Here is a 26200-nt window from a genome sequence, read left to right on the forward strand (position 1 = left end):
ATACGACAGTGCCACGTTCTCTGAAAAAAGGTCCTTTTATTGATCTTCACCTACTGAAGAAGATCGAAGTGGCGGCGGAAAAGAACGATCGCAAACCGGTGAAAACCTGGTCGCGTCGTTCGATGATCCTGCCACAAATGGTCGGTTTGACCATCGCTGTGCATAACGGTCGTCTTCATGTCCCAGTTCTTGTGAACGAAGACATGGTTGGCCATAAACTAGGCGAGTTTGCCGGTACCCGCACTTATCGTGGGCACGTGGCAGACAAGAAAGCCAAGCGTTAAGGGGTAAGGAATGATGGAAGTAGCCGCTAAGTTGTCGGGCGCTCGAATCTCCGCCCAGAAAGCCCGCTTGGTCGCCGACCAGATCCGCGGGAAGAAGGTGGGCGAAGCGCTCAACCTGTTGGCTTTCAGCAACAAGAAAGCCGCCGAGATCATCAAGAAAGTGCTGGAGTCGGCCGTAGCCAACGCCGAGCATAACGAAGGCGCAGACGTTGATGACCTTAAAGTCATCACTGTTTTCGTCAACGAAGGGCGTTCGCTGAAGCGAATCATGCCGCGTGCCAAAGGCCGCGCTGATCGCATCGTCAAGCGGTCTTGCCATATCACTGTCAAGGTTGCTGACAAGTAACGGAGTCGAAGAGATGGGTCAGAAAGTACATCCCATTGGCATTCGCCTGGGAATCGTCAAGGAGCACACCTCCGTCTGGTACGCAGACGGCCGGACTTATGCGGACTATTTGTTCGCTGATCTGAAGGTGCGTGAATACCTCCAAGACAAACTAAAAAGCGCGTCCGTAAGCCGTATCGATATCCATCGTCCGGCCCAAACTGCACGTATCACCATCCACACCGCTCGTCCAGGTATCGTTATCGGGAAGAAAGGTGAAGATGTTGAGAAACTGCGTCAGGACCTGACCAAGCAAATGGGTGTGCCTGTGCACATCAATATCGAAGAGATCCGCAAGCCGGAACTCGACGGTATGCTGGTTGCGCAGAGCGTAGCTCAGCAGCTGGAGCGTCGTGTAATGTTCCGTCGCGCGATGAAACGCGCTGTACAGAACGCTATGCGCATTGGTGCCAAAGGCATCAAAATCCAAGTGAGCGGTCGTCTCGGCGGTGCTGAAATCGCACGTACTGAATGGTATCGCGAAGGTCGTGTGCCACTGCACACCCTGCGTGCCGACATCGACTATGCCAACTACGAAGCTCACACCACTTACGGTGTGATCGGTGTAAAGGTTTGGATCTTCAAAGGCGAAGTAATTGGTGGTCGCCAAGAAGAGCTGAAGCCACAAGCACCAGCGCCTCGTAAAAAAGCTGCTAAGTAAGGGGTACGCCAAATGTTGCAACCAAAGCGTACGAAGTTCCGCAAGCAGATGACAGGCCACAACCGTGGCTTGGCATTGCGCGGTAGCAAAGTCAGCTTCGGCGAATATGCGCTGAAGTCTGTAGCTCGTGGTCGTCTCACCGCTCGTCAGATCGAGTCAGCGCGTCGTGCACTGACCCGTCACGTTAAACGTGGCGGCAAGATCTGGATCCGTGTATTCCCGGACAAGCCTATTTCCAAAAAGCCCCTCGAAGTTCGTATGGGTAAAGGTAAGGGTAACGTGGAATACTGGGTTGCCCAGATTCAGCCAGGCAAAGTCCTGTATGAAATCGAGGGTGTAACTGAAGAGCTGGCGCGTGAGGCTTTTGCCCTGGCTGCTGCAAAGCTGCCGCTCGCCACCGCCTTTGTTAAACGGACGGTGATGTGATGAAAGCGAATGAACTTCGTGAAAAATCCGCACAGCAGCTGAACGAGCAACTGCTCGGCTTGCTGCGCGACCAGTTCAATCTGCGTATGCAGAAAGCAACTGGCCAGTTGGGGCAGTCGCATCTGCTCTCGCAAGTTAAGCGTGACATCGCTCGCGTGAAGACTGTGCTCAAACAGCAGGCAGGTAAGTAATCATGGCTGAAGCCGAAAAGACTGTCCGTACGCTGACTGGCCGTGTTGTCAGCGACAAGATGGACAAAACCATCACCGTTTTGATCGAGCGTCGCGTTAAGCACCCGATCTACGGTAAATACGTTAAGCGTTCGACTAAGCTGCACGCGCACGACGAAACCAATCAGTGCCACATCGGCGACAAAGTCACTATTCGTGAAACTCGTCCGATGGCCAAGACCAAGTCTTGGGCACTGGTTGATGTTCTCGAACGCGCTGTGGAAGTCTAAGGACTAGGGGTCGGAGAAATTATATGATTCAGACTCAATCCATGCTCGATGTGGCCGATAACAGCGGCGCACGCCGCGTTATGTGCATCAAGGTGCTGGGTGGCTCCCATCGTCGTTACGCTGGTATCGGTGACATCATCAAAGTTACCGTCAAGGAAGCAATTCCTCGCGGTAAAGTGAAAAAAGGCCAAGTGATGACTGCTGTTGTAGTCCGCACTCGTCACGGCGTACGTCGTGCTGATGGCTCCATTATCCGCTTTGATGGCAACGCTGCTGTTCTTCTGAACAACAAGCAAGAGCCGATCGGCACCCGTATCTTTGGGCCAGTGACCCGTGAACTTCGTACTGAGAAGTTCATGAAGATCGTCTCGCTCGCCCCAGAAGTGCTGTAAGGAGATCCGACATGCAAAAGATTCGTCGTGACGACGAGATCATCGTGATCGCCGGCAAAGACAAAGGTAAGCGCGGTAAGGTGCTTAAGGTTCTCGCTAACAACCGTCTGGTTATTGGCGGTCTGAACCTGGTTAAGCGTCATACCAAGCCTAACCCGATGTCGGGCGTACAAGGCGGTATCGTCGAAAAAGAAGCTCCACTGGACGCTTCTAACGTCGCCATCTTCAACGGCGAAACCAACAAGGCTGACCGCGTTGGTTTCAAAGTAGAAGAAGGCAAGAAAATTCGTGTCTTCAAGTCGACCCAAAAAGCGGTTGATGCTTGAACACTGCTAGGTAGATAAGACCATGGCACGACTAAAAGAGATTTACCGGAAGGAAATCGCTCCGAAACTTAAGGAAGAACTTAAGCTTTCGAACGTGATGGAAGTTCCGCGCGTTACCAAAATCACCCTGAACATGGGTTTGGGCGAAGCGATCGGTGATAAGAAAATCATCGAGCACGCTGTAGCTGATTTGGAAAAAATCACGGGTCAAAAATGTGTAGTGACCTACGCTCGCAAGTCCATCGCAGGCTTTAAAGTTCGCGAAGGCTGGCCGATCGGCGTTAAGGTTACTCTGCGCCGTGAGCGTATGTACGAATTCCTGGATCGTCTGCTGTCGATCTCCCTGCCTCGGGTTCGCGACTTCCGCGGCCTGAATGCCAAGTCCTTCGATGGTCGTGGTAACTACAGCATGGGCGTTAAAGAGCAGATCATTTTCCCGGAAATCGACTACGACAAAATCGATGCCCTCCGCGGTCTGGACATTACCCTGACCACCACTGCTCGAACGGATGATGAGGGTCGCGCCTTGCTGCGTGCTTTCAAATTCCCGTTCCGCAACTGATTGGAGTAGGACCATGGCTAAGATGAGCATGAAAAACCGCGAGCTGAAACGTCAGCTCACGGTTGCCAAGTTCGCCAAGAAGCGTGCTGAGCTGAAAGCTATCATCGTTGATCTGAACGCAAGTCCAGAAGCACGTTGGGAAGCTCAAGTTGCTCTGCAGAAGCAGCCACGTGACGCAAGCGCTGCGCGCATGCGTAACCGCTGCCGCCTCACTGGTCGTCCGCATGGTGTTTACCGCAAGTTCGGCCTTGGCCGTAACAAATTGCGTGAAGCAGCAATGCGCGGTGACGTACCAGGTCTGGTTAAAGCCAGCTGGTAAGGCGTACAGGCAAAGTTATCCCTGTCAGGGTTGCAAGATCCTGACAGCCGGTGACCTTGAATATGAATCAAGCCCCTATTGGGGCTTGATTCATTTCTGGCGTATGTCTAGAATGACCGGCTCGCCTGAGCCCGTGCTTTTTAAGCATCGAGTCACTCGGCGACAGTTGTAGCCGCAAGGCTAATTCTTTTTGTATCAGGAGCGTCTAGCCCATGAGTATGCAGGACCCGTTAGCGGACATGCTAACTCGAATCCGTAATGCCCAGATGGCTGAAAAGTCCGTCGTAAGCATGCCATCTTCCACGTTGAAGGTAGCTGTAGCCAAAGTTCTTAAAGACGAAGGTTACATCGCGGATTATCAGATCAGCAGCGAAATCAAGCCACTGCTGTCTATCGAGCTGAAATACTTCGAAGGCCGTTCGGTTATCGAAGAAGTTAAGCGCGTTAGCCGTCCAGGCCTGCGTCAGTACAAGTCCTCCGAAGATCTGCCGAAAGTTCGTGGCGGTCTAGGTGTGTCTATCGTCTCCACCAGCAAAGGTGTGATGACGGATCGTGCTGCGCGCGCTGCCGGTGTCGGCGGCGAAGTTCTTTGCACTGTGTTCTAAGGGGGGATAAGCATGTCACGCGTCGCTAAGAACCCCGTTAAGCTGCCAGCTGGTGTCGAAGTAAAATTCGCCGGCCAACAGCTTTCGGTGAAGGGTACCAAGGGTACTCTAGAACTGAACATCCATTCGTCCGTTGAGATTGTTGAAGAAGCTGGTGAGCTGCGTTTCGCTGCTCGCAATGGCGATCAACAAACTCGCGCAATGGCTGGTACCACTCGTGCGTTGGTAAACAACATGGTCCAAGGCGTAAGCCAAGGCTTCGAGCGCAAGCTCCAGCTGGTCGGTGTTGGTTACAAAGCGCAAGCAAAAGGCACAGTGCTGAACCTGGCTCTTGGCTTCTCGCACCCAGTGGATTACGAGTTGCCGGAAGGCATCACCGCTGAGACTCCTAGCCAAACCGATATCCTGATCAAGGGTATTGATAAGCAGCTGGTAGGTCAGGTGGCCGCTGAGATCCGCGGTTTCCGTCCACCAGAGCCTTATAAAGGTAAGGGTGTACGTTACGCGGACGAAGTCGTCCGTCGTAAAGAAGCCAAGAAGAAGTAGGGCATAGCAAATGACCGACAAAAAAGTTACTCGACTGCGTCGCGCTCGCAAAGCACGTCTGAAAATGCACGAACTAGAAGTCGTGCGTCTCTGCGTGTTCCGCTCGGCTCAGCATATATACGCCCAGGTCATCTCGGCCGACGGCAGCAAAGTCTTGGCAAGCGCCTCGACTTTGGACAAAGAACTGCGTGATGGTGCCACTGGCAACATCGACGCGGCCACAAAGGTTGGCCAGCTGGTCGCTACGCGTGCAAAAGCCGCTGGCGTCTCGCAGGTGGCTTTCGACCGCTCTGGCTTCAAGTACCACGGCCGCGTGAAAGCGCTGGCTGAGGCTGCTCGTGAAGCTGGGCTGGAGTTCTAAGTTATGTCAAATAACGACCAAAAGCGCGACGAAGGCTACATTGAGAAGCTGGTTCAAGTTAACCGCGTAGCCAAAACCGTTAAAGGCGGCCGTATCTTCACTTTCACCGCGTTGACCGTGGTTGGTGATGGTAAAGGGCGCGTTGGCTTCGGCCGTGGCAAGTCACGTGAAGTGCCTGCTGCGATCCAGAAGGCAATGGAAGCTGCTCGCCGCAACATGATTCAAGTGGACCTTAACGGCACCACTCTGCAGTACGCCATGAAATCCGCCCACGGCGCTTCCAAGGTTTACATGCAGCCTGCTTCTGAAGGTACCGGTATCATCGCTGGCGGCGCTATGCGTGCTGTCCTCGAAGTTGCTGGCGTTCAGAACGTACTGGCTAAGTGCTACGGCTCGACTAACCCGGTAAACGTGGTTCACGCCACTTTTAAAGGTTTGAAAGCTATGCAATCTCCTGAATCTATTGCCGCTAAGCGTGGCAAAAGCGTCAAGGAGATCTTCTGATCATGGCTACCGTTAAAGTAACGCTGATCAAAAGCATGACCGGCCGCATCCCTAATCACAAACTGTGCATTAAGGGTCTGGGTCTGCGTCGCATCGGTCACACTGTAGAAGTACTTGATACTCCCGAGAATCGCGGGATGATCAACAAGGCTTACTACATGCTGCGTGTAGAGGGTTAATCGATGAAACTCAATGATCTGAGTCCAGCGCCGGGTTCCCGTCGCGAAAAGCATCGTCCGGGCCGTGGTATCGGTAGTGGTTTGGGTAAGACTGGTGGCCGTGGTCACAAAGGTCAGTCCTCCCGCTCCGGTGGCACTATTGCTCCAGGCTTTGAAGGCGGTCAACAGCCGCTGCATCGCCGTCTGCCTAAGTTCGGTTTCGTTTCCCTGAAAGCCATGGATCGCGCAGAAGTGCGTTTGTCCGAGCTGGCTAAAGTGGAAGGCGACATCGTTACTGTGCAGACCCTGAAAGATGCCAACGTGATCAACGTCAACGTACTGCGTGTGAAAATCATGCTGTCCGGTGAAGTTACTCGCGCTGTCACAATCGGCAAGGGAATCGGCGCCACCAAAGGTGCGCGTTCGGCTATCGAAGCAGCTGGCGGCAAGTTCGAGGAATAAATGGCTAAGCAAGGTGCTCTCTCAGCGCTCAGCAAAGGCGGGTTATCCGAGCTCTGGGCTCGACTGCGTTTTCTATTCCTGGCGATTATCGTCTACCGAATAGGCGCACACATCCCAGTTCCTGGTATTAACCCGGACCGGTTGGCGGACCTGTTTCGACAGAATGAGGGGACCATACTTAGCTTGTTCAACATGTTTTCCGGCGGCGCGCTGGAGCGGATGAGTATTTTTGCGCTGGGGATCATGCCGTACATTTCGGCATCGATCATCATGCAGCTTATGTCCGCTGTCAGCCCGCAGCTGGAGCAGTTGAAGAAGGAAGGTGAAGCTGGACGTCGCAAGATAAGCCAGTACACCCGCTACCTCACTGTCGCTCTTGCTCTTGTTCAGGCTATTGGCATGTCCATTGGTCTGGCAGGGCAAGGCGTAGCGTTCACTGGTGACCTAGGCTTCCATTTCGTTGCAGTAACCACTTTTGTGGCGGGTGCAATGTTCATGATGTGGCTGGGTGAGCAGATTACTGAGCGTGGTGTTGGCAACGGTATCTCGATGTTGATTTTTTCGGGTATCGTCGCCGGTCTTCCGAGAGCAATTGGGCAGTCTTTCGAGTCTGCGCGTCAGGGCGATATCAATATCTTCGCTCTGGTTGCTATCGGTTTGCTGGCAGTAGCGATTATCGGTTTTGTGGTGTTCATTGAGCGTGGCCAGCGTCGTATTGCTGTTCACTACGCCAAGCGTCAGCAGGGCCGCAAGGTCTTTGCTGCGCAGACTAGCCACCTACCGCTGAAAGTGAATATGGCCGGCGTTATCCCGGCTATTTTTGCGAGCAGCATTTTGCTGTTCCCGGCTTCGCTGGGTGCCTGGTTCGGTCAGTCTGAAGGTATGGGCTGGTTGCAGGACATCTCGCAGTCGATCGCTCCTGGTCAGCCGTTGAATATTCTGCTGTTTAGTGCAGGGATTATTTTCTTCTGCTTCTTCTATACGGCGTTGATGTTCAATCCGAAAGACGTAGCGGAAAACCTGAAGAAGTCCGGTGCCTTTATTCCGGGTATCCGTCCAGGTGAGCAGTCGGCACGCTATATTGATGGCGTTTTGACTCGTTTGACTCTGTTCGGTGCTCTTTATATGACGGCCGTGTGCCTGTTGCCCCAGTTCCTGGTGGTTGCGGCAAACGTTCCGTTCTACCTTGGCGGGACCTCGTTGCTGATCGTGGTCGTGGTTGTTATGGACTTCATGTCCCAAGTACAATCGCACCTCGTTTCGCACCAGTACGAATCCCTGATGAAGAAAGCCAACCTGAAGGGCTACGGCAGCGGCATGCTCCGCTGAAGTACTACCCCGTAAGGTGAGAGGAGTTGGTGATGAAAGTTCGTGCATCGGTGAAAAAGCTGTGCCGCAACTGCAAGATTATTCGCCGCGAAGGTGTTGTTCGAGTAATTTGCAGCGCGGAACCACGTCACAAACAGCGCCAAGGCTGAGTGTGATCTGTTTGAAGCCCAGCAGCTAGTGCGCTGCTGGGTTGATTATTTGTTATTACAGCGATATTATCTCGCGCCCTATTTCTTGGCTTCCGGGGCGTAGGTAGCTGTCAATTGGAGTCCCACTGAATGGCCCGTATTGCAGGCGTTAACATTCCAGATAACAAGCACACTGTTATCTCGCTGACCTACATCTATGGTGTTGGTCGCACTACCTCACAGAAAATCTGTGCGGATGCTGGTGTAAACCCAGCCGCTAAGATCAAGGATCTGAGCGACGAGCAGATTGAGTTGCTGCGTGGCGAAGTGGCAAAGTTCACCACTGAAGGTGACCTGCGTCGTGAAGTCAACATGAAAATCAAACGCTTGATGGACTTGGGCTGCTACCGCGGTCTGCGCCATCGTCGTGGTCTTCCAGTGCGCGGTCAGCGTACCAAGACCAACGCGCGTACTCGCAAAGGTCCGCGTAAGCCGATCCGCAAGTAATCGCACCAGCGAATCGACAGGAATTTAGTCATGGCAAAACCTGCTGCTCGTCCTCGTAAAAAAGTAAAAAAGACAGTGGTTGATGGCATCGCCCACATCCACGCGTCTTTCAACAACACAATCGTGACCATCACCGACCGTCAGGGTAACGCGCTTTCTTGGGCTACCTCCGGTGGTTCGGGTTTCCGCGGTTCTCGCAAGTCCACCCCGTTCGCTGCTCAAGTAGCTGCTGAACGTGCTGGTCAAGCTGCGCTGGAATATGGCCTGAAAAACCTTGACGTTAACGTTAAGGGCCCAGGTCCAGGTCGTGAGTCCGCTGTCCGTGCTTTGAACGGCTGTGGCTATAAGATCGCCAGCATCACCGACGTGACGCCAATCCCGCACAACGGGTGCCGTCCGCCGAAGAAGCGCCGCGTGTAATCCAGGAGACTGTAAAGAATGGCTCGTTACATTGGTCCAAAATGCAAACTGGCACGTCGTGAAGGCACCGATCTCTTCCTGAAGAGTGGTGTGCGCGCTATCGAATCGAAGTGCAATATTGAAGCTGCTCCAGGCATCCACGGCCAACGCCGCGGTCGCCAATCCGACTACGGTACCCAACTGCGTGAAAAGCAGAAGGTCCGTCGTATCTACGGCGTTCTCGAGCGTCAGTTCAGCGGCTACTACAAACAAGCTGCTGGCAAGAAAGGTGCAACTGGCGAAAACCTGTTGCAACTGCTCGAATGCCGCCTGGATAACGTCGTATACCGTATGGGTTTCGGTTCTACTCGTGCCGAATCTCGTCAGTTGGTATCGCACAAGTCGATCAGCGTTAACGGTCAGACCGTAAACGTTCCGTCCTACCAGGTTCGTGCTGGTGACGTGGTCGCTATCCGCGAGAAAGCAAAGAACCAGCTTCGCATTGTCCAAGCTCTCGATCTGTGTGCCCAACGTGGCCGCGTAGAATGGGTAGAAGTAGACACTGAGAAGAAGTCGGGCGTTTTCAAGAACGTTCCTGCTCGCAGTGATCTGTCCGCCGACATCAACGAAAGCCTGATTGTCGAGCTCTACTCCAAGTAAGGGCTAGAAAATAGGTGCATCCATGCAGATTTCGGTAAATGAGTTCCTGACACCTCGCCATATTGATGTGCAAGTTGTCAGTCCAACCCGCGCTAAAATCACACTCGAGCCTCTCGAGCGTGGTTTTGGCCACACCCTGGGCAACGCGCTGCGCCGCATCCTGTTGTCCTCAATGCCAGGCTGTGCAGTAGTCGAGGCCGAGATTGACGGTGTGCTCCACGAGTACAGCGCCATCGAAGGTGTACAGGAAGACGTAATTGAAATCCTGTTGAACCTTAAAGGTCTGGCTATCAAGCTGCACGGCCGTGACGAAGTTACGCTGACCTTGTCGAAGAAGGGTTCGGGGGTGGTTACCGCTGCCGATATTCAGCTGGATCATGATGTCGAGATCGTTAATCCCGATCACGTAATCGCCAACCTGGCGTCTAACGGCGCCTTGAACATGAAGCTCACCGTAGCTCGTGGTCGTGGTTATGAACCAGCAGACTCGCGTCAGAGCGATGAAGACGAAAGCCGCAGCATTGGTCGCTTGCAGCTTGATTCTTCGTTCAGCCCGGTTCGCCGTATCGCATACGTGGTGGAAAACGCCCGTGTCGAGCAGCGTACCAACCTGGACAAGCTGGTTATTGATCTGGAAACCAACGGTACACTGGATCCTGAAGAGGCCATTCGTCGTGCTGCAACCATTCTGCAACAGCAGTTGGCTGCATTCGTCGACCTCAAAGGTGACAGCGAGCCAGTGGTAATCGAGCAGGAAGACGAGATCGATCCGATCCTGCTTCGTCCTGTTGACGATCTGGAACTGACCGTGCGTTCGGCCAACTGCCTTAAGGCGGAGAACATTTACTACATCGGTGACCTGATTCAGCGCACCGAAGTAGAACTGTTGAAGACTCCGAACCTGGGCAAGAAATCCTTGACTGAAATCAAGGACGTTCTGGCCTCCCGTGGTCTGTCCCTCGGCATGCGCCTCGACAACTGGCCGCCTGCAAGTCTTAAGAAGGACGACAAGGCGACTGCCTGATCGTCGTAATCACCGAACGTTGTGTTTGGTAAGGAATGAACCATGCGTCATCGTAAAAGTGGTCGTCACCTGAGCCGCACTAGCTCCCACCGCAAGGCTATGTTTCAAAACATGGCAGTGTCGTTGTTTGAGCACGAGCTGATCAAAACGACTCTGCCGAAAGCCAAAGAATTGCGTCGCGTTGCTGAGCCGCTGATTACTCTGGCCAAGAATGATTGTCTGGCTAACCGCCGTCTGGCCTTCGACCGTACGCGTTCGAAAGCCATCGTTGGTAAGCTGTTCAACGATCTGGGCAAGCGTTATGCAACTCGTGAGGGTGGCTACCTGCGCATCCTCAAGTGCGGTTTCCGCGCTGGCGACAACGCGCCTATGGCGTACGTCGAGTTGGTTGATCGTCCAGTTGGCGGTGAAGCTGTATCCGCTGAGTAAGACGTCAGTCTCTACAAAGAACCGGGCCTAGTGCCCGGTTTTTTGTGTCTGTCTGATTATGATTTTCTATTGATTCTGATCATTTAATGCATTTGCCCGTGCGTAGATCATGGTCAATACTCCTCCTCAGCCGATTAGCCGGCAGTACAAAGACTGACTGAGGAAGCAAACACATGAGCCAGACCAAAACGCTTACAACCGCCAGCGGCGCTCCAGTTGCTGATAACCAGAATTCTCGTTCTGCTGGCCCTCGTGGCCCTTTGCTGCTTGATGATTTTCATCTGATCGAAAAGCTCGCGCATTTCAACCGTGAGAACATTCCGGAACGTCGTGTACACGCCAAGGGTTCAGGTGCACATGGCACCTTCACAGTTACCCGCGACATGGCTCAGTACAGCAGCGCCAAGCTGTTCGACACCATCGGCAAGCAAACCCCTACGTTTCTGCGCTTTTCAACGGTAGGCGGTGAGCGCGGTTCGGCAGACACCGAGCGTGATCCGCGTGGTTTTGCCCTCAAGTTTTATACCGAAGAAGGTAACTGGGACATCGTGGGCAACAATACGCCCGTGTTCTTCATACGGGACCCTCTGAAGTTTCCCGACTTTATCCACACCCAAAAACGCCTGCCACAGAGCAACCTGAAAAGTGCGCAGATGATGTGGGACTTCTGGTCGCACTCGCCTGAGTCGCTGCACCAGGTCACCATCCTGTTTTCTGATCGTGGTATTCCAGATGGCTACCGTCACATGCATGGCTTTGGCAGCCACACCTACAGCCTGATCAATGCTGCGGGTGAGCGTCATTGGGTCAAATGGCACTACAAAACCAAGCAAGGCATCAAGAACCTGGCGCCTGCAGAGGCTGCACGACTAGCAGGCACTGACCCGGACTATGCTCAGCGCGACTTGTTTGGTGCCATTGAGCGCGGTGACTTCCCGAAATGGCGCGTCTGCATGCAGGTCATGACCGAAGCACAAGCTGCCACGCACTACGAAAACCCGTTCGACGTCACCAAAACCTGGTCGCAGAAAGAGTTTCCGCTGATTGAAATCGGTGAGCTGGAGTTGAACCGCAATCCGCTCAACTACTTTGCTGAAGTCGAGCAAGCCGCGTTTGGCCCCAGCAACATGATCCCGGGTGTGGGGCTGTCGCCCGATCGCATGCTGCAAGGCCGTGTGTTCGCGTATGCGGATGCCCATCGCTACCGTGTAGGCACCAACCACCAGCACTTGCCGATCAACGCGCCACGAGTGCCTGTGCACAACTATCAGCGCGATGGCTCGATGGCCTTTGGCAACAATGGTGGAGCTGCACCAAACTACGAGCCAAACAGCTATGGTGATGCGCCAAAACAAGCACCTCAGTACGCTGAACCGCCTTTGGCCCTGAGTGGCGCAGCTGATCGTTACGATCATCGTGTAGACAGCGATTACTACAGCCATGCCGGTGCGCTGTTCCGTCTGATGAATGAAGATCAGAAAGCCCTGTTGATCAACAACATTGCAGGTGCCATGGCCGGGGTATCGGACGATGTTGTGCAGCGTCAGCTACAGCATTTCTACAATGCTGATCAGGCTTATGGTGAGGGTGTTGCAAAAGCGTTGGGTGTACAGAGTAACTAACTCTAAGTGAGAAGCAGAACCGCCCTCAAATGGGCGGTTTTTGCGTTTTTTAACGCCATTTTCTCTGCCAAACAGGGTTTTTATTGCGATTTGGCCGTGACCTCTCGGTCTGCTTGGTTCAAACTACATTCTTTGAAGCAGGGAGATGTGGGCCGATGCTAGGGCACCCGCAAGTAATCGATTACCTCAATACGTTGCTGACCGGCGAGCTGGCTGCACGTGACCAATACTTTGTCCATTCCCGTATGTACGAGGACTGGGGCTTTACCAAGCTGTACGAGCGTATCAATCACGAAATGGAAGAAGAGGCACAACACGCTGATGCGTTGATGCGCCGGATTCTGATGCTCGAAGGCACGCCGCGCATGCGCCCGGACGACCTGGATGTAGGCACCACAGTGCCTGAGATGTTCGCTGCGGACTTGCGCCTTGAGTACAAGGTGCGTGCCGCACTGTGCAAGGGCATTGCGCTGTGCGAGCTGCACCAGGACTACGTGAGCCGCGACATGCTGCGTATTCAGTTGGCAGATACCGAAGAAGATCATACCTACTGGCTGGAAAAGCAGCTGGGCCTGATCAAATCGATTGGCCTGCAGAACTACCTGCAATCGCAGTTCTGATTTCAGGCAGGTGCGCTCAAGTGTTTTGTGGGCGCGCTTGCCCGCGATAGAGGCAACGCGTTCTGTCTGATTTACCGCGCCGCTGCCATCGCAGGCAAGCCAGCTCCCACAAGAGCTTGATTTGTGCTGAGCAAAAAGCCCCTGCCATCTCACGATGACAGGGGCTTTTTCATACCTCGATTTAATCCCTGTCGCGAATCAATAGCGGTTTCAGATAGAAGCCGGTATGTGATTGCTTCATTTCGGCTACATCCTCAGGTGTGCCGGTAGCAATAATCTGCCCACCCTTGGAGCCGCCTTCCGGACCGAGATCCACTAACCAGTCGGCAGTCTTGATAACGTCCAGGTTGTGTTCGATCACTACGACGGTATTGCCGTGATCACGCAGTCGATGCAGCACATCCAGCAATTGCTGAATATCGGCAAAGTGCAAACCTGTTGTCGGCTCGTCGAGGATATACAGTGTCTTGCCGGTATCGCGCTTGGACAGCTCGCGGGACAATTTCACCCGTTGCGCCTCACCGCCTGACAGCGTCGTGGCGGACTGACCCAGCTTGATGTACGACAGACCTACATCCATCAACGTTTGCAGCTTACGCGCCAGTGCAGGGACGGCATCGAAGAACACTCGCGCTTCTTCGATGGTCATTTCCAGCACTTCGTGGATGTTCTTGCCCTTGTATTTGATCTCAAGGGTTTCGCGGTTATAGCGCTTGCTCTTGCACACATCGCAAGGCACGTAGATGTCTGGCAGAAAGTGCATTTCTACCTTGATCAAGCCATCGCCCTGACAGGCCTCGCAGCGTCCGCCCTTCACGTTGAAGGAGAAACGGCCAGGGCCGTAGCCCCGCGAGCGTGATTCCGGTACGCCCGAGAATAACTCGCGGATCGGTGTAAACAGCCCGGTGTAAGTTGCAGGGTTGGAGCGCGGCGTACGGCCAATCGGGCTTTGGTCGATATCGACGACCTTGTCCAGATGCTCAAGCCCCTTGATGCTGTCGTGAGCAGCCGCTTCCAGTGTGGTTGCGCCATTGAGTGCCGTGGCGCTGAGCGGGTAGAGGGTGTTGTTGATCAGGGTCGACTTGCCCGAACCCGAAACCCCGGTCACGCAGGTCAACAGGCCAATCGGAATTTCCAGGTCCACATTGCGCAAGTTGTTGCCGCGGGCGCCCTTGAGCGACAGCGTCAGCTTTTTGTTGCGGGGCGTGCGCTTGGCGGGCACGGCGATCTTCACCCGGCCCGACAGGTATTTACCGGTCAATGAGTCGGGGTGAGCCATGACTTCAGCCGGGGTGCCTTGTGCAACGATATGACCGCCATGCACACCCGCGCCCGGGCCAATATCAACCACATAGTCGGCCAGCCGAATCGCGTCCTCGTCATGCTCCACCACAATCACCGTGTTACCGATATCGCGCAGATGCTTGAGGGTGCCCAGCAAACGATCGTTATCACGTTGATGCAAGCCGATAGAGGGCTCGTCGAGGATATATAGCACCCCGACCAGGCCCGCGCCGATCTGGCTGGCCAAACGAATACGCTGAGCTTCGCCGCCCGACAGCGTATCGGCACTCCGATCCAGCGACAGATAGTCCAGCCCCACATTCACCAGGAACTGCAGGCGCTCGCGAATTTCCTTGAGGATCTTGTCGGCGATTTCACCACGACGCCCGGTTAGGCTCAGCGTGCTGAAGTACTCAGTCGCATCGCCAATAGGCATATTGGTGACGGCCGGCAGGGTTTTTTCGCCAACCCAAACATGACGTGCCTCACGGCGCAGGCGTGTGCCACGGCAATCGGGGCAAGACTGAGTACTCAGGAACTTGGCCAGTTCTTCGCGCACGGTAGCCGATTCGGTTTCGCGATAGCGGCGCTCAAGGTTCGGCACGATGCCTTCAAACGGATGCGCGCGTTTAACAATGTCGCCGCGATCATTCAGATAACGGAAATCAACATTTTGCGTGCCGCTGCCATACAGAATGACTTTTTGCTTCTCGGCCGCCAGCTCGTTGAACGGGACTTCAAGGCTGAAGTCGTAATGCTTGGCCAGCGCTCCGAGCATCTGGAAGTAATAGACGTTGCGCCGGTCCCAGCCACGTATGGCGCCTTCGGCCAGCGTCAGTTCGCCATTGACCAGACGTTTGATATCGAAGAACTGCTTGACCCCAAGGCCGTCACAGGTCGGACATGCGCCTGCCGGGTTGTTGAAGGAAAACAGCTTGGGTTCCAGCTCACTGATCGCGTGGCCGCAGATCGGGCAGGCGAAGCGCGCGGAGAAGATCAGCTCTTCGCCCGGCTCGTCGTCCATTGGCGCGACCAGGGCAATGCCGTCAGCCAGCTTCAGTGCAGTCTCGAACGACTCAGCCAAACGCTGCTGCAAGTCCGCGCGCACTTTAAAGCGGTCGACCACCACATCAATGGTGTGCTTCTTTTGTTTGTCGAGTTTAGGTAACTCATCAAGTTCACAGAGCTTGCCGTTTACGCGGGCTCGAACAAAGCCCTGAGCGCGCAGCTCTTCAAATACGGAAAGGTGTTCACCCTTGCGCTCGCGAATTACCGGCGCCAGCAACATCAGCTTGCTGCCCTCAGGCTGCGCCAGCACCAGATCGACCATTTGGCTGACCGTCTGGGCTTCCAGAGGGATGTCGTGATCCGGGCAACGAGGGATACCCACGCGGGCATATAACAGGCGCAGGTAATCGTAAATTTCGGTGATGGTGCCGACAGTGGAGCGCGGGTTGTGCGAAGTCGATTTCTGTTCGATAGAAATCGCTGGCGACAGACCTTCGATGGTATCGACGTCAGGCTTTTCCATCATCGACAAAAACTGCCGGGCATAGGCTGACAGCGATTCGACATAGCGCCGCTGGCCTTCGGCATACAAAGTGTCAAACGCCAGGGATGATTTGCCGGAGCCAGACAGTCCGGTGATGACGATCAGTTTGTCCCTTGGCAGGGTCAGGTCGATGTTCTTCAGGTTGTGGGTTCGTGCCCCACGTATCAGGATCTTGTCCACTGCGGCCTCGCTTGGCGGGCATAACGTAAACGAATGAGTATACGGATCTGTGCGAAAGGTGTGCAGGCCTTGATGGCACGATGTCATTCAAGCAGCCTTTATAACTTTTGCGTGACAAAGCGTCGCGGCACTCTCGTGTATGTGCTGTTACTCGATGGGACTGATAGAATCGCCGCCGGTTCACATGAGGTTTTTCCATGCACGATCCCCACAGCGAACGCATGAGCAGCGGCGAGACCCGAGCAGCAAGCGGTCTGGCCCTTGTGTTCGCCTTCCGTATGCTGGGCATGTTTATGGTGTTGCCGGTCCTGGCAACCTATGGGATGGACCTCGCCGGTGCGACGCCTGCCCTGATCGGTTTGGCAATTGGCGCTTATGGCCTGACCCAAGCCATTTTTCAGATCCCGTTTGGTATGATTTCTGATCGTATTGGACGGCGCCCGGTCATTTATCTGGGGTTGATCGTCTTCGCCCTGGGCAGTGTGCTGGCAGCCAATTCCGATTCGATCTGGGGCGTAATTGCCGGACGCGTCCTGCAAGGCGCAGGTGCTATTTCTGCAGCCGTTATGGCATTGCTATCAGACCTGACCCGTGAACAACATCGCACCAAGGCAATGGCCATGATCGGCATGACCATCGGTTTGTCATTTGCCGTAGCCATGGTCGTGGGGCCGTTGCTGACCCGTGCCTTTGGGTTGTCCGGGCTGTTTCTGGCGACGGGGGCAATGGCGCTGTGCGGGATTGTGATCGTGATGTTCATGGTGCCGCGTTCTACCGGTACCTTGCAGCATCGTGAGTCCGGTGTGGCGAAGCAGGCCTTGCTACCAACCTTGCGTCACCCCGACCTGTTGCGTCTGGATCTTGGCATTTTTGTGTTACACGCCATGTTGATGTCGAGCTTTATCGCCTTGCCGCTGGCGCTGGTCGAAAAAGCCGGTCTGCCCAAGGAACAGCATTGGTGGGTATACCTGACAGCGTTGCTGATTTCATTTTTCGCGATGATCCCGTTCATTATCTACGGTGAAAAGAAACGCAAAATGAAACGAGTTTTACTCGGCGCCGTCGTTACGTTGATGCTCACTGAGCTATTCTTCTGGAAGTTCGGCGATAGCTTGCGGGCATTGGTGATTGGCACCGTAGTGTTTTTTACCGCGTTCAACCTGTTGGAAGCATCATTACCTTCGTTGATCAGCAAAGTCTCACCCGCAGGCGGCAAAGGTACGGCGATGGGGGTTTACTCCACCAGCCAATTCCTCGGTTCGGCACTGGGCGGCATACTGGGCGGCTGGTTGTTCCAGCATGGCGGTCTGTCGGTTGTGTTCCTTGGATGCGCAGGTCTGGCTGCACTCTGGCTAGCCTTTGCTGTTACCATGCGTGAACCACCATATGTAACAAGCCTGCGTCTGCCGTTATCGCCCGAGGCGCTGCGCGAAGCAGGTCTGGCTGAGCGTTTAAAGGCAGTTAATGGCGTTACAGATGCAGTGATCGTGGCTGAAGAGTCTGCGATTTATATCAAATTGGACACCGAACTATTGGATCGCGCGACACTCGAGCAGTTGGTTAACCCAGCGCCGACGTGCGAAGCCTAGGAGAACGTTATGGCCCGTGGGGTTAACAAAGTTATATTGGTCGGCACATGCGGCCAGGATCCCGAAGTTCGCTACTTGCCTAACGGTAATGCCGTGACCAACCTGAGTCTGGCAACCAGCGAACAATGGACTGACAAGCAAACCGGCCAAAAAGTCGAAAAGACTGAATGGCACCGTGTATCGATGTTCGGCAAAGTTGCCGAGATCGCTGGCGAATACCTGCGCAAGGGTTCCCAGGTTTACATCGAAGGCAAGCTGCAAACCCGTGAGTGGGAAAAAGACGGTATCAAGCGTTACACCACCGAAATCGTGGTCGACATGCAAGGCACCATGCAGCTGCTGGGCGGCCGTCCTCAGGGCGATCAGCAAAACCAGGGTGGTGGTAACAACTACCAGCAACAGCAGTCCGCTCCGCGTCAGCAGGCTCAACGCCCAGCGCCGCAGCAGCAGCAGTCGCGTCCAGCGCCACAACAGCAGGCACCACAACCTGCTCCGGATTTCGACAGCTTCGATGACGATATTCCGTTCTAAGCCGTAAAAAGCGGTTAGCACCCCAAGAACCCCTGACTTGTGTAAAGCAAGTCAGGGGTTTTTTTTTATTGTTTTTTTTGCACGCACGACAGGGTTGATCCGTGGATTGACTACGCTCTACCGGGAATATGCGCATTGAGTGGCCAATCGAATGGCTCGGTTCGTTTCGATCAGCTCGCATGACATGTCCAGAAGGATTCTTGGGTTTGTTCAAATTTAAAACACCGCTGTTGTTTCTCATCCTGTTGTTATCAGGAAATGGCATCCTCCAGGCCGCCCCCACGCTGGCCTCCATCATGAAGGCCGAAGAGCCCAACGGTAAGCCGCCGGTTTTGGTCGATGGCGGTTTGCTCGGCGCCTTGGGCACCGGTATGGATGAGGTACAGAGTCAGCTTGATTCGAGCGTGCAGCAGTTGGGTACCTGGGGCCTGCGCGCCAAGCGGGCTGTCGATGAGGTCGGGGAACTTGTCGTGCAGGCCTCGACTCATCCCTCCTGGACCGGAGTGAGTGATTTCCTCCTGTTGTCGCTGGTTTGGCTGGGAGCGTTCGTCGGTTTAATGCTGGCAGGCCGCTTGCTGGTGCGTTACCTGAGCCAAAGCCGTCAGATAAACACCCGGCCTCGGGTGCAGGCGCTCATCGGTTATGGGGTGCCTTATCTATTGCCGGCGTTAGTGACGTTATTATTGACGCTGTATGTCAGTCGTTATCTTCACGACACCCTGGGTCGCTCATTGGCGCTGAGCCTGTCGTATGCCAGCAGCGGCGGGGTGTTCTGCGCGGCGCTGGTGCTGTCGCTGAGTTCGATGTTTGATGTGGGCCACAAACGGCATGCCGTGCAGATTATTCGCGGTTACGCCAGGCGCCCACTGTTCCTGATCGGCTTTTTGGCAGCCTTGAGTGATGCCATGAATAGCCCGCAGATCACTCTGCAAATCGGTGGCAACATCGCCAGTTGTCTCTCGGTTTTTTCAGGCTTGGTGGCGTGTGCGATCTTTGCATTTTTGGCAGTCCGGCTACGCCGTCCGGTAGCTCACCTGATCCGCAATCGTGCCTTGGCACAACGGCTTGGGCAGCCTGCCTTGCAAGAGTCGTTGCGCATTTTTTCGGTGCTTTGGTATTGGCCCCTGCTGCTGATGTTGCTGGCTACGGCGCTCAACTTGTTGGGCGTGGGCGAGGGTAGTGAGCGCGCATTGCGTAATGCGTTGCTGACGTCCGGATTGCTGATAGGAACGGTCTTTCTGAGCACGGTTCTGCATCATTCATTTCTTACGAAATTTCAAAGCACCGGAGCCTATAAAGAGCGTTTTATAACCGTGGTTTACGCACTGCTGCGTATTGCCCTCGCCGTGACCTTTATCGAACTGTTGGCGAATATCTGGGGTTTTTCGTTGTTGGCCTTTGCCTCAGACAGCAGCACTGGCAAGGTCATCAGTGATTCGCTGGGGCATATCCTGCTGATTTTTCTGGTGACCTGGCTGGCTTGGGTAGTACTCGACACGGCCATTCAACAAGCGTTGGAACCCACGGCCAACCGACGTGGCACTCACGAACCCAGTACGCGGATCAAGACCATCCTGCCGCTGGCGCGCAATGCGATCAAGGTGATGCTGGTAGTGATTTGTACCATTACCACCATGGCCAATCTGGGGGTCAACGTCGCGCCTTTCCTGGCCGGTGCCGGGGTTATCGGTCTGGCCATCGGCTTTGGTTCTCAGCAGTTGGTACAAGACGTGATTACCGGGCTGTTTATCATTATTGAAGACACGATCTCGGTCGGCGACTGGGTGGTAATCGACTCGGCCCATGCGGGTACGGTAGAGGGGCTGACTATCCGCACTTTGCGTTTGCGGGACTCGCGCGGCTTTGTTCACTCGGTGCCTTTTGGTCAGATCAAGGCGGTGATCAACCATTCACGGCAGTTTGCCTACGCGTTTTTTTCAGTGCAGTTCACCTACGACACTGACATGGATAAGGCTACTGATCTGATCCGCGAGGCGGGGGCTCAGATCAGTGATGACCCTATGTTGAGCCTTAGCCTGCAGGGCACGCTGACAATTTTTGGTGTCGACAGCATGAACCTCGACGGGGTAACGATCACTGCGCAGTTCCGAACCCTGTCCGGGGCACAAAATAGCATTAGTCGAGCGTTCAACGACCGGCTTAAAAAGCTTGTGGATAAGTCACCGGAAGTCCATTTTGCGCAACATTATCCACAGGGGTTTCTGATGCCCGTGCGCGAGCCCGAACAGCCGTCGCAAGCGGACTCTTCGGCGCAACGGTCTACTGTGTTATTGACAGACATCCCGCCGACTTCGCAGTGAAAGCCTTTGAATATGGGCAGTTTGTCAGTGACGAGAGGGGCATAAACCCGCAAAATACGGGTATCTTGATCATGGCCAGCAGCTTTCACGGTTGGTTTTCTGGTATACATCACCGTTCTGAATAGACTGAGCCTGCATACTTTATGCGAATGCGCCTTATGTTATTGGGCGGCGGAAATGCCCTCGGGCAGGCGCTGATTCGTCTGGGTGCCGAGGAAGACATTAATTTCCTTGCCCCACGTCCACCGCAAGACGGTTGGGACGCCGCGAGCCTCACGCAACTGCTCGATGACACTCGCCCGGATGCTGTCATCAACCTTGCGTACTACTTCGACTGGTTTCAGGCGCAGTCGGTAAGCGAGGTCCGTCTTGCTGGCCAAGAGCGCGCTGTCGAGCGTTTGGCCGAGTTGTGCCAACATCACAACATCACGTTGCTGCAACCTTCCAGCTACCGAGTTTTCGATGGCTCGCGAGCAACTGCCTACAGCGAAAAGGACGAGCCTGTCCCACTTGGGTTGCGTGGCCAGGCGCTGTGGCGTATTGAGCAAAGTGTGCGGGCCATCTGCCCTCAGCACGTGCTGCTGCGTTTTGGCTGGTTGCTCGATGACAGCCCCGAAGGCACCCTCGGGCGATTTTTGGCCGAGGCCGAAAAGCCCGGCGAGTTGTTGATGGCCGATGACCGACGGGGTAACCCGACACCGGTAGACGACGCCGCACGGGTCATTATTTCGGTGCTCAAGCAGCTTGATTGTGCCGCGCCGCTCTGGGGCACTTACCACTACGCCGGGCATGAAGCGACAACGCCGCTGGCGCTGGGGCAGGCGATTCTGGCCGAAGCGCGCAACCTGCACACGCTGGCAATCGAAGCCCCTACGCCACAAGCGCACGCAGCGCGGCCGGATGCGGCAGAAGAGCCCCAGCATGCGGTACTGGCGTGCAAAAAAATTCTTCACACTTTCGGGATCAAGCCCCGCGCTTGGCGTGCGGCACTCCCGGCTTTACTGGACAGGTTTTATCGTCATGGTTAATGCGCCCGTTTTTATCACCGGTGGCGCCGGTTTCATTGGTTCCAATCTGGTAGAGGCGCTGCTGGCCAAAGGATATGCCGTACGAATCCTCGATGATTTGTCGGCTGGCAAGCGCAGTAATCTGCCATTGGACAACCCCAAGGTCGAGTTGATCGAAGGTGATGTAGCGGATGCTGCGCTGGTTTCCAGGCTAATGGCCGGTTGCAGCGCGGTGGTTCATCTGGCTGCGGTCGCTTCGGTACAAGCGTCGGTGGACGACCCGGTGCGAACTCATCAGAGCAACTTTGTCGGCACCCTGAACGTGTGCGAAGCCATGCGTGAAACGGGTATCAAGCGGGTTGTCTTCGCGTCCAGTGCTGCGGTCTACGGCAACAATGGTGAAGGTGAGTCGATTGTCGAAGACACGCCCAAAGCGCCGTTGACGCCTTATGCGGTCGACAAGTTGTCCAGCGAGTACTACCTGGATTTCTATCGACGTCAGCACGGTCTGGAACCGGTGATCTTCCGCTTTTTCAATATCTTCGGCCCACGCCAGGACCCGTCCTCGCCTTACTCGGGCGTAATCAGTATTTTCAGTGAGCGCGTAGAGCAAGGTCTGCCCATCACCATATTCGGCGATGGCGAACAAACCCGTGATTTCGTCTATGTGGGCGATGTGGTCAGGATTCTGGTGCAGGCCATTGAGGCCCAGCAGGTTGAAGAGGGCGCGGTCAACGTGGGCTTGAACAAGGCCACCACCCTCAAGCAAATGCTTGAAGCCCTGAGTGAAGTTGTCGGTGATCTGCCGCCGATCAGCTATGCCCCGGCGCGTTCGGGTGATATCCGTCACTCGCGTGCCGACAACAGCCGTCTGTTGCAACGTTTCACATTGGGTGAAACCACATCAATGAGCGTCGGGCTGGCGCGTTTGCTCGGCCGTTAGGCAGCACTCGCCCACAAAAAAGGCGCCTTTCAAAGGCGCCTTTTTACTTACCGCTACTTAAAACTTATAGCCCAAGCCAACCATGTAAACCCATGGGTCCACGTCAACGTTGACCTTGGCGCGAGTGCCAGGAGCTACGGCGTTGTTTTCCACTGTGGCGCGGGTATCGATGTCGATATAGCGCGCTTGGGCGTTGATCATGATGTTGTCGGTCAACATGTAGTCAGCACCCAGCTGCCACGCCATGCCCCACGAGTTTTTCGCCTTGAAGTTGTCGAAGCCTTCAGCGCTGGCGCTGCTGCCAACGTGCTCGTCATAGATCCAGGTGTAGTTGATACCGGCACCGACGTAAGGCTGGAACACTGACTTGGAATCCAGCGGGTAGTAAACAACGCTCAGGGTTGGCGGCAAGTGCTTGAGGCTACCCAGTTTGCCGTTGGCCGCAGCCAGCCCAGTGCCCTTGAGTTTGACGTCATGCTCAAACGGTGTGGCGGCCAACAGTTCAATACCCACATGGTCGGTGATCATGTAAGCAAAGTTGAGACCCAGTTGCGTGTCGCTGCTCATGGTCGCCTTGCCACCCAAATCAGTGCCCGCCAATGGGCCCTGATCAACCTTGACACTGGAGCTGTCGGCTTTCGGGTTTACCGTGATGGCACCGGCACGCAGGATGATGTCGCCTTCAGTGTGTGCCTGGGCAAGGGGGGCGACGACGGCGAGCGCAAGGGCGGCTGCGCTGAGCAAAGACTTGTGCATGGGAGCTCCATTGGGATATTTAAAATTTATATAACCAATGGTAATGAGCGCGTATGCCTGTTCAGTTGACCCAGCTCAATGAAAGCGTGAAGTTGTGAAAAATTCGTTAATTGCATGAGGCTTAAATGAATCCTGGAGCTATGTGTTGCGGGTCTAGCGGGGGGCAACCCTTGTAGCCGCTGCCGAGGCACGAGGCTGCGTTCGAGTGCGAAGCGCTCGCAAACCCGGCAATTGCGATCTGACTGAGCCACCGGGTTGAATGACTATTCGACTGCTGCGCAGCCTCGTGCCTCGACAGCGGCTACAGAAAATTGGCGTTTTACTCCGGCAATTCGTACACCACGATCTTTTGTGCATCCATCTGATAACCCGCATCCGCCAGCTCGCTGGTGCTGGCTTTGACCTGCAGCGCACCAACGATCCAGTACGGCTGGTACAGCTCGTCGAGTTTGACCCCTTCCTTGCTGGTCACATGCACGATCTGGTTTGAAGGGGGGGGTGGCACGTGGATGCACGCGCCGAAGTACGGCACCAGCAAAAAGTCCGTGGTGCGGCCGTCTTCGCTGACTTCAAGGGGCACGATATACCCAGGCAGGCGAATCAGTTGGCCGTCGAGTGCCGGGACCACCGGTGCATTGGGCAAGTCCTGTTTCGCCGCCGGGGCGGCCTCCATGCTGCCCATCTGTGACAGGTCGTGCAGCGGCGTCATGTCCGGGGCTTCGGGCGGTGCATCCGGCGGGATCATTTCCGACCAGGTCAGCTCTTTCGGCTCGGCCGCCCACAACGGTGTAGCAACCAGCAGTAACAGCGCCAGCAGCACGCGGGACATTGCAGACCTTTTCATAAACATAAGCTCATAAACGAATGGACAGACCATCGGCCAGCGATTGTCGGTAGGCGCGCCATGCGGGCACGCAGCCCATCAACAGGGCGGCTGCCAGAATACCGCCGAGCAGCGTCCATTCATATTCACTTGGCCATGCCAGCGGTAAATACAGCCCGTAGTTGGATTGCACATAACCTTGGGCCACGGCGATACACACATAGAGCAAGCCAACCCCCGCGATTACCCCGGCCAATGCCAGCGCCAGTGCTTCGAAAATCAACAGGGTCGCGATATGCCAGGGCCGGGCACCCACTGAACGCAGGATCGCCATCTCACGTCGACGTTCGTTCAAACTGGTCAAAATCGCAGTAAGCATGCCGATCAAACCGGTCAGCACAACAAATAGAGAAACGACAAACAGCGCTTTTTCAGCGGTGCTCATCAAGCTCCAAAGTTCTTGCAGGGCCACACCCGGCAAAATCGCCATCATCGGCTCACCGCGAAATTCATTGATCTCTCGTTGCATGGCAAAGGTCGAAATCTTGCTGTTCAGGCCCAGCATGAACGCAGTGATGGCTTGTGGCGTGAGGTCCATATTGCGCGCCTGATCAGCGCTGATACGCCCGGCGCCATGGGCGGGCACGCCGTTATGCCAGTCGATGTGAATGGCTTCCATGCCGCCCAGGCTGATATGCAGCGTGCGGTCCACCGGGGTGCCGGTACGCTTGAGAATGCCGACTACGGTAAACGGCTTGTCGTCATGTTTGACCAGGCTGATTGCTGCCACGCCGTGGGCCAGCACCAGCTTGTCGCCCAGTTTGTAATGCAGTGCTTGAGCCACTTCGGCCCCGAGCACAACTTCAAATGGGTCGGTTGCAAACGGACGGCCGCTGGCCAGTTGCAGGTTTTGCTTGTGGCCGTACTGATAGTGCTCAAAGTACGCCTCGCTGGTGCCCATCACCCGATAACCACGGTGCGAGTCGCCCAGGGACATGGGGATTGCCCACTTCACCTTTGGATTGTTGGCGAAGTGCTCAAAGCTGTCCCAGCGAATATTGTTGGTGGCATTGCCGATGCGAAACACCGAATACAGCAGCAGGTTGACCGAGCCCGAACGTGCGCCGACGATCAAGTCGGTGCCGCTGATGGTGCTGGCAAAGCTGGCGCGGGCCTCGGTGCGCACCCGTTCGACCGCCAGCAGCAGGCACACGGACAGGGCGATGGCGAAGGCGGTCAGCAGTGCGGTAAAGCGCCGGTTGGCCAGACTGGCCAGAGCTAGACGAAACAGATACATCTCAGACCTCTGCCGATGCGGCGGCGCGATTGAGTTCAGACAACGACAGGTTGCGGTCGAACAGGGGGGCCAGGCTTTGATCGTGGCTGACAAACAGCAAGCTGGCGCCTGCCTCACGGCACTCGGCGAACAGTAATTGAATAAAGGCTTCGCGGGCGTCGGCATCCAGGGCGGAGGTCGGCTCGTCGGCAATCACCAATTCCGGCTGGCCAATCAGAGCGCGAGCTGCGGCCACACGCTGCTGTTGGCCGATGGATAACGAGTCAGCGCGACGCTCCAGTAGTGCAGGGTCTTTGAGGCCCAAATGCGCCAGCAGGGTCTGGGCTGCGTTATCCACACTGCCGTGCCGTTGCACGGCGCGGCTGGCGCGCAGTTTGGAGAAGTGACAAGGCAGCTCCACGTTCTCGCGCACCGATAAAAATGGCAGCAAATTGAATTGCTGGAAGATATACCCCGTGTGATCCACCCGAAAGCGGTCGCGGGCACCGGAGCCGAGCTCGCCCAGTTCCTGGCCCAGCAGGCGGATGGTGCCCCGGTTGGCTTTTTGCACCCCGCCCAAAAGGCCCAGCAAGGTAGTTTTGCCACTGCCACTGGGGCCTTTCAGGAACAGGGTTTCACCGGGCTCCAGGCGAAACGCCGGAATATCCAGCAGTACGGGATGGCCCGGCCAGCTGAAGCTCAGGTCGCTCAGTTCAATAAGTGCTTGGGTCATGGGTCGCCTGAAATGAGGTTATTGCTTATGTAGCCG

Annotated in this window: 35 protein-coding genes; 30 read left to right on the top strand and 5 right to left on the bottom strand. The window is 55.3% G+C overall.

The features are described from left to right. Positions 1–8: 8 nt before the first annotated feature. The 25 genes from rpsS to bfr all read left to right on the top strand — a co-directional run bounded on the left by rpsS (position 9) and on the right by bfr (position 13169). Complete coding sequence (gene rpsS, locus U5A05_RS02805) at positions 9–284, top strand: 30S ribosomal protein S19 (protein ID WP_003232420.1); 276 nt, start codon at positions 9–11, stop codon at positions 282–284. Positions 285–297: 13 nt separating this feature from the next. Next, complete coding sequence (rplV, locus tag U5A05_RS02810; RefSeq protein ID WP_261742361.1) at positions 298–630, top strand: 50S ribosomal protein L22; 333 nt, start codon at positions 298–300, stop codon at positions 628–630. Positions 631–643: 13 nt separating this feature from the next. Next, positions 644–1330: a 30S ribosomal protein S3 gene (rpsC, locus tag U5A05_RS02815; protein WP_003176422.1), complete on the top strand. Its 687-nt coding sequence runs from the start codon at positions 644–646 to the stop codon at positions 1328–1330. Between the two features lie 12 nt (positions 1331–1342). Then, positions 1343–1756 (top strand): 50S ribosomal protein L16, encoded by a 414-nt coding sequence (rplP, locus tag U5A05_RS02820; protein WP_261740739.1) that lies wholly within the window; start codon positions 1343–1345, stop codon positions 1754–1756. After that, positions 1756–1947 carry a 50S ribosomal protein L29 gene (gene rpmC, locus U5A05_RS02825; protein WP_003444371.1) on the top strand — a complete coding sequence of 64 codons (192 nt, stop codon included), beginning with the start codon at positions 1756–1758 and terminating at the stop codon, positions 1945–1947. The genes rplP and rpmC overlap by 1 nt, the downstream gene beginning before the upstream one ends. Before the next feature lie 2 nt (positions 1948–1949). After that, the gene (rpsQ, locus tag U5A05_RS02830) at positions 1950–2216 is read left to right on the top strand and encodes a 30S ribosomal protein S17 (RefSeq protein WP_003194644.1); all 267 of its coding nucleotides are present in this window, start codon (positions 1950–1952) and stop codon (positions 2214–2216) included. 23 nt (positions 2217–2239) lie between these two features. Continuing rightward, positions 2240–2608 (top strand): 50S ribosomal protein L14, encoded by a 369-nt coding sequence (gene rplN, locus U5A05_RS02835; protein WP_002555479.1) that lies wholly within the window; start codon positions 2240–2242, stop codon positions 2606–2608. Positions 2609–2619: 11 nt separating this feature from the next. Then, positions 2620–2934 carry a 50S ribosomal protein L24 gene (gene rplX / locus U5A05_RS02840; protein ID WP_003444369.1) on the top strand — a complete coding sequence of 105 codons (315 nt, stop codon included), beginning with the start codon at positions 2620–2622 and terminating at the stop codon, positions 2932–2934. Between the two features lie 22 nt (positions 2935–2956). Beyond that, complete coding sequence (gene rplE, locus U5A05_RS02845) at positions 2957–3496, top strand: 50S ribosomal protein L5 (protein WP_003444368.1); 540 nt, start codon at positions 2957–2959, stop codon at positions 3494–3496. 13 nt (positions 3497–3509) lie between these two features. Further along, a complete protein-coding gene (gene rpsN / locus U5A05_RS02850; RefSeq protein ID WP_019409906.1) occupies positions 3510–3815 on the top strand; it encodes a 30S ribosomal protein S14 in 306 nt (101 codons plus the stop codon). A 212-nt stretch (positions 3816–4027) separates the two neighbouring features. Further along, entirely contained in the window at positions 4028–4420 is a 393-nt protein-coding gene (gene rpsH / locus U5A05_RS02855; RefSeq protein ID WP_003444366.1) for a 30S ribosomal protein S8, read from the top strand. A gap of 12 nt (positions 4421–4432) precedes the next feature. Beyond that, positions 4433–4966, top strand: coding sequence for a 50S ribosomal protein L6 (gene rplF, locus U5A05_RS02860; RefSeq protein ID WP_261740740.1), 534 nt, complete (start codon positions 4433–4435; stop codon positions 4964–4966). Positions 4967–4976: 10 nt separating this feature from the next. Beyond that, positions 4977–5327 (top strand): 50S ribosomal protein L18, encoded by a 351-nt coding sequence (gene rplR, locus U5A05_RS02865; RefSeq protein WP_016779181.1) that lies wholly within the window; start codon positions 4977–4979, stop codon positions 5325–5327. Positions 5328–5330: 3 nt separating this feature from the next. Then, entirely contained in the window at positions 5331–5831 is a 501-nt protein-coding gene (gene rpsE, locus U5A05_RS02870) for a 30S ribosomal protein S5 (RefSeq protein ID WP_003186035.1), read from the top strand. A gap of 2 nt (positions 5832–5833) precedes the next feature. Then, entirely contained in the window at positions 5834–6010 is a 177-nt protein-coding gene (gene rpmD, locus U5A05_RS02875; RefSeq protein ID WP_003444363.1) for a 50S ribosomal protein L30, read from the top strand. 3 nt (positions 6011–6013) lie between these two features. Next, the gene (gene rplO, locus U5A05_RS02880) at positions 6014–6451 is read left to right on the top strand and encodes a 50S ribosomal protein L15 (RefSeq protein ID WP_003444362.1); all 438 of its coding nucleotides are present in this window, start codon (positions 6014–6016) and stop codon (positions 6449–6451) included. Beyond that, on the top strand, positions 6452–7780 hold the full coding sequence (gene secY / locus U5A05_RS02885) for a preprotein translocase subunit SecY (protein WP_003444361.1): 1329 nt from the start codon (positions 6452–6454) through the stop codon (positions 7778–7780). Between the two features lie 32 nt (positions 7781–7812). Next, complete coding sequence (rpmJ, locus tag U5A05_RS02890; RefSeq protein WP_002555468.1) at positions 7813–7929, top strand: 50S ribosomal protein L36; 117 nt, start codon at positions 7813–7815, stop codon at positions 7927–7929. A 129-nt stretch (positions 7930–8058) separates the two neighbouring features. Beyond that, positions 8059–8415 carry a 30S ribosomal protein S13 gene (gene rpsM, locus U5A05_RS02895; RefSeq protein ID WP_016779184.1) on the top strand — a complete coding sequence of 119 codons (357 nt, stop codon included), beginning with the start codon at positions 8059–8061 and terminating at the stop codon, positions 8413–8415. A 30-nt stretch (positions 8416–8445) separates the two neighbouring features. Next, positions 8446–8835 (top strand): 30S ribosomal protein S11, encoded by a 390-nt coding sequence (rpsK, locus tag U5A05_RS02900; RefSeq protein ID WP_002555466.1) that lies wholly within the window; start codon positions 8446–8448, stop codon positions 8833–8835. An 18-nt stretch (positions 8836–8853) separates the two neighbouring features. Beyond that, on the top strand, positions 8854–9474 hold the full coding sequence (rpsD, locus tag U5A05_RS02905; RefSeq protein WP_003444359.1) for a 30S ribosomal protein S4: 621 nt from the start codon (positions 8854–8856) through the stop codon (positions 9472–9474). A gap of 22 nt (positions 9475–9496) precedes the next feature. Then, on the top strand, positions 9497–10498 hold the full coding sequence (locus U5A05_RS02910) for a DNA-directed RNA polymerase subunit alpha (RefSeq protein WP_003176403.1): 1002 nt from the start codon (positions 9497–9499) through the stop codon (positions 10496–10498). A gap of 42 nt (positions 10499–10540) precedes the next feature. Then, positions 10541–10927 carry a 50S ribosomal protein L17 gene (gene rplQ, locus U5A05_RS02915; protein WP_003444357.1) on the top strand — a complete coding sequence of 129 codons (387 nt, stop codon included), beginning with the start codon at positions 10541–10543 and terminating at the stop codon, positions 10925–10927. 173 nt (positions 10928–11100) lie between these two features. Further along, positions 11101–12549, top strand: a complete 1449-nt coding sequence (locus U5A05_RS02920; RefSeq protein WP_321835584.1) for a catalase — start codon at positions 11101–11103, stop codon at positions 12547–12549. Between the two features lie 155 nt (positions 12550–12704). Then, positions 12705–13169 (top strand): bacterioferritin, encoded by a 465-nt coding sequence (gene bfr, locus U5A05_RS02925; RefSeq protein ID WP_261740742.1) that lies wholly within the window; start codon positions 12705–12707, stop codon positions 13167–13169. 181 nt (positions 13170–13350) lie between these two features. On the opposite strand, the gene uvrA is transcribed toward bfr, so the two are convergent. After that, positions 13351–16185, bottom strand: a complete 2835-nt coding sequence (uvrA, locus tag U5A05_RS02930) for an excinuclease ABC subunit UvrA (protein WP_261740743.1) — start codon at positions 16183–16185, stop codon at positions 13351–13353. A 197-nt stretch (positions 16186–16382) separates the two neighbouring features. On the opposite strand from uvrA, the gene U5A05_RS02935 reads away from it, so the two are divergent. The 5 genes from U5A05_RS02935 (at position 16383) to U5A05_RS02955 (ending at position 22576) form a co-directional block, all read left to right on the top strand. Beyond that, positions 16383–17774 (top strand): MFS transporter, encoded by a 1392-nt coding sequence (locus U5A05_RS02935; protein WP_261740744.1) that lies wholly within the window; start codon positions 16383–16385, stop codon positions 17772–17774. A 9-nt stretch (positions 17775–17783) separates the two neighbouring features. Further along, positions 17784–18305 (top strand): single-stranded DNA-binding protein, encoded by a 522-nt coding sequence (locus U5A05_RS02940; RefSeq protein WP_321835588.1) that lies wholly within the window; start codon positions 17784–17786, stop codon positions 18303–18305. 206 nt (positions 18306–18511) lie between these two features. Beyond that, complete coding sequence (locus U5A05_RS02945; protein WP_321835590.1) at positions 18512–20626, top strand: mechanosensitive ion channel family protein; 2115 nt, start codon at positions 18512–18514, stop codon at positions 20624–20626. A gap of 143 nt (positions 20627–20769) precedes the next feature. Next, the gene (locus U5A05_RS02950; RefSeq protein WP_321835592.1) at positions 20770–21654 is read left to right on the top strand and encodes a sugar nucleotide-binding protein; all 885 of its coding nucleotides are present in this window, start codon (positions 20770–20772) and stop codon (positions 21652–21654) included. Beyond that, the gene (locus tag U5A05_RS02955; RefSeq protein ID WP_321835594.1) at positions 21647–22576 is read left to right on the top strand and encodes an NAD-dependent epimerase/dehydratase family protein; all 930 of its coding nucleotides are present in this window, start codon (positions 21647–21649) and stop codon (positions 22574–22576) included. Before U5A05_RS02950 ends, U5A05_RS02955 begins: the two co-directional genes overlap by 8 nt. A gap of 57 nt (positions 22577–22633) precedes the next feature. Here U5A05_RS02955 and U5A05_RS02960 read toward each other — a convergent pair whose 3' ends face one another. From U5A05_RS02960 to U5A05_RS02975, 4 genes are all read right to left on the bottom strand, one after another. Further along, positions 22634–23332, bottom strand: coding sequence for an OmpW/AlkL family protein (locus tag U5A05_RS02960; protein WP_261740749.1), 699 nt, complete (start codon positions 23330–23332; stop codon positions 22634–22636). 319 nt (positions 23333–23651) lie between these two features. Continuing rightward, entirely contained in the window at positions 23652–24161 is a 510-nt protein-coding gene (locus tag U5A05_RS02965; RefSeq protein WP_395247180.1) for a DUF3299 domain-containing protein, read from the bottom strand. Positions 24162–24186: 25 nt separating this feature from the next. Continuing rightward, positions 24187–25452, bottom strand: coding sequence for an ABC transporter permease (locus tag U5A05_RS02970; RefSeq protein ID WP_261740751.1), 1266 nt, complete (start codon positions 25450–25452; stop codon positions 24187–24189). Position 25453: 1 nt separating this feature from the next. Then, positions 25454–26164: an ABC transporter ATP-binding protein gene (locus U5A05_RS02975; protein ID WP_261740752.1), complete on the bottom strand. Its 711-nt coding sequence runs from the start codon at positions 26162–26164 to the stop codon at positions 25454–25456. Positions 26165–26200: the final 36 nt, after the last annotated feature.

This window comes from Pseudomonas kulmbachensis (genome assembly GCF_963681935.1).
Classification (GTDB): Bacteria; Pseudomonadota; Gammaproteobacteria; order Pseudomonadales; family Pseudomonadaceae; genus Aquipseudomonas; species Aquipseudomonas kulmbachensis.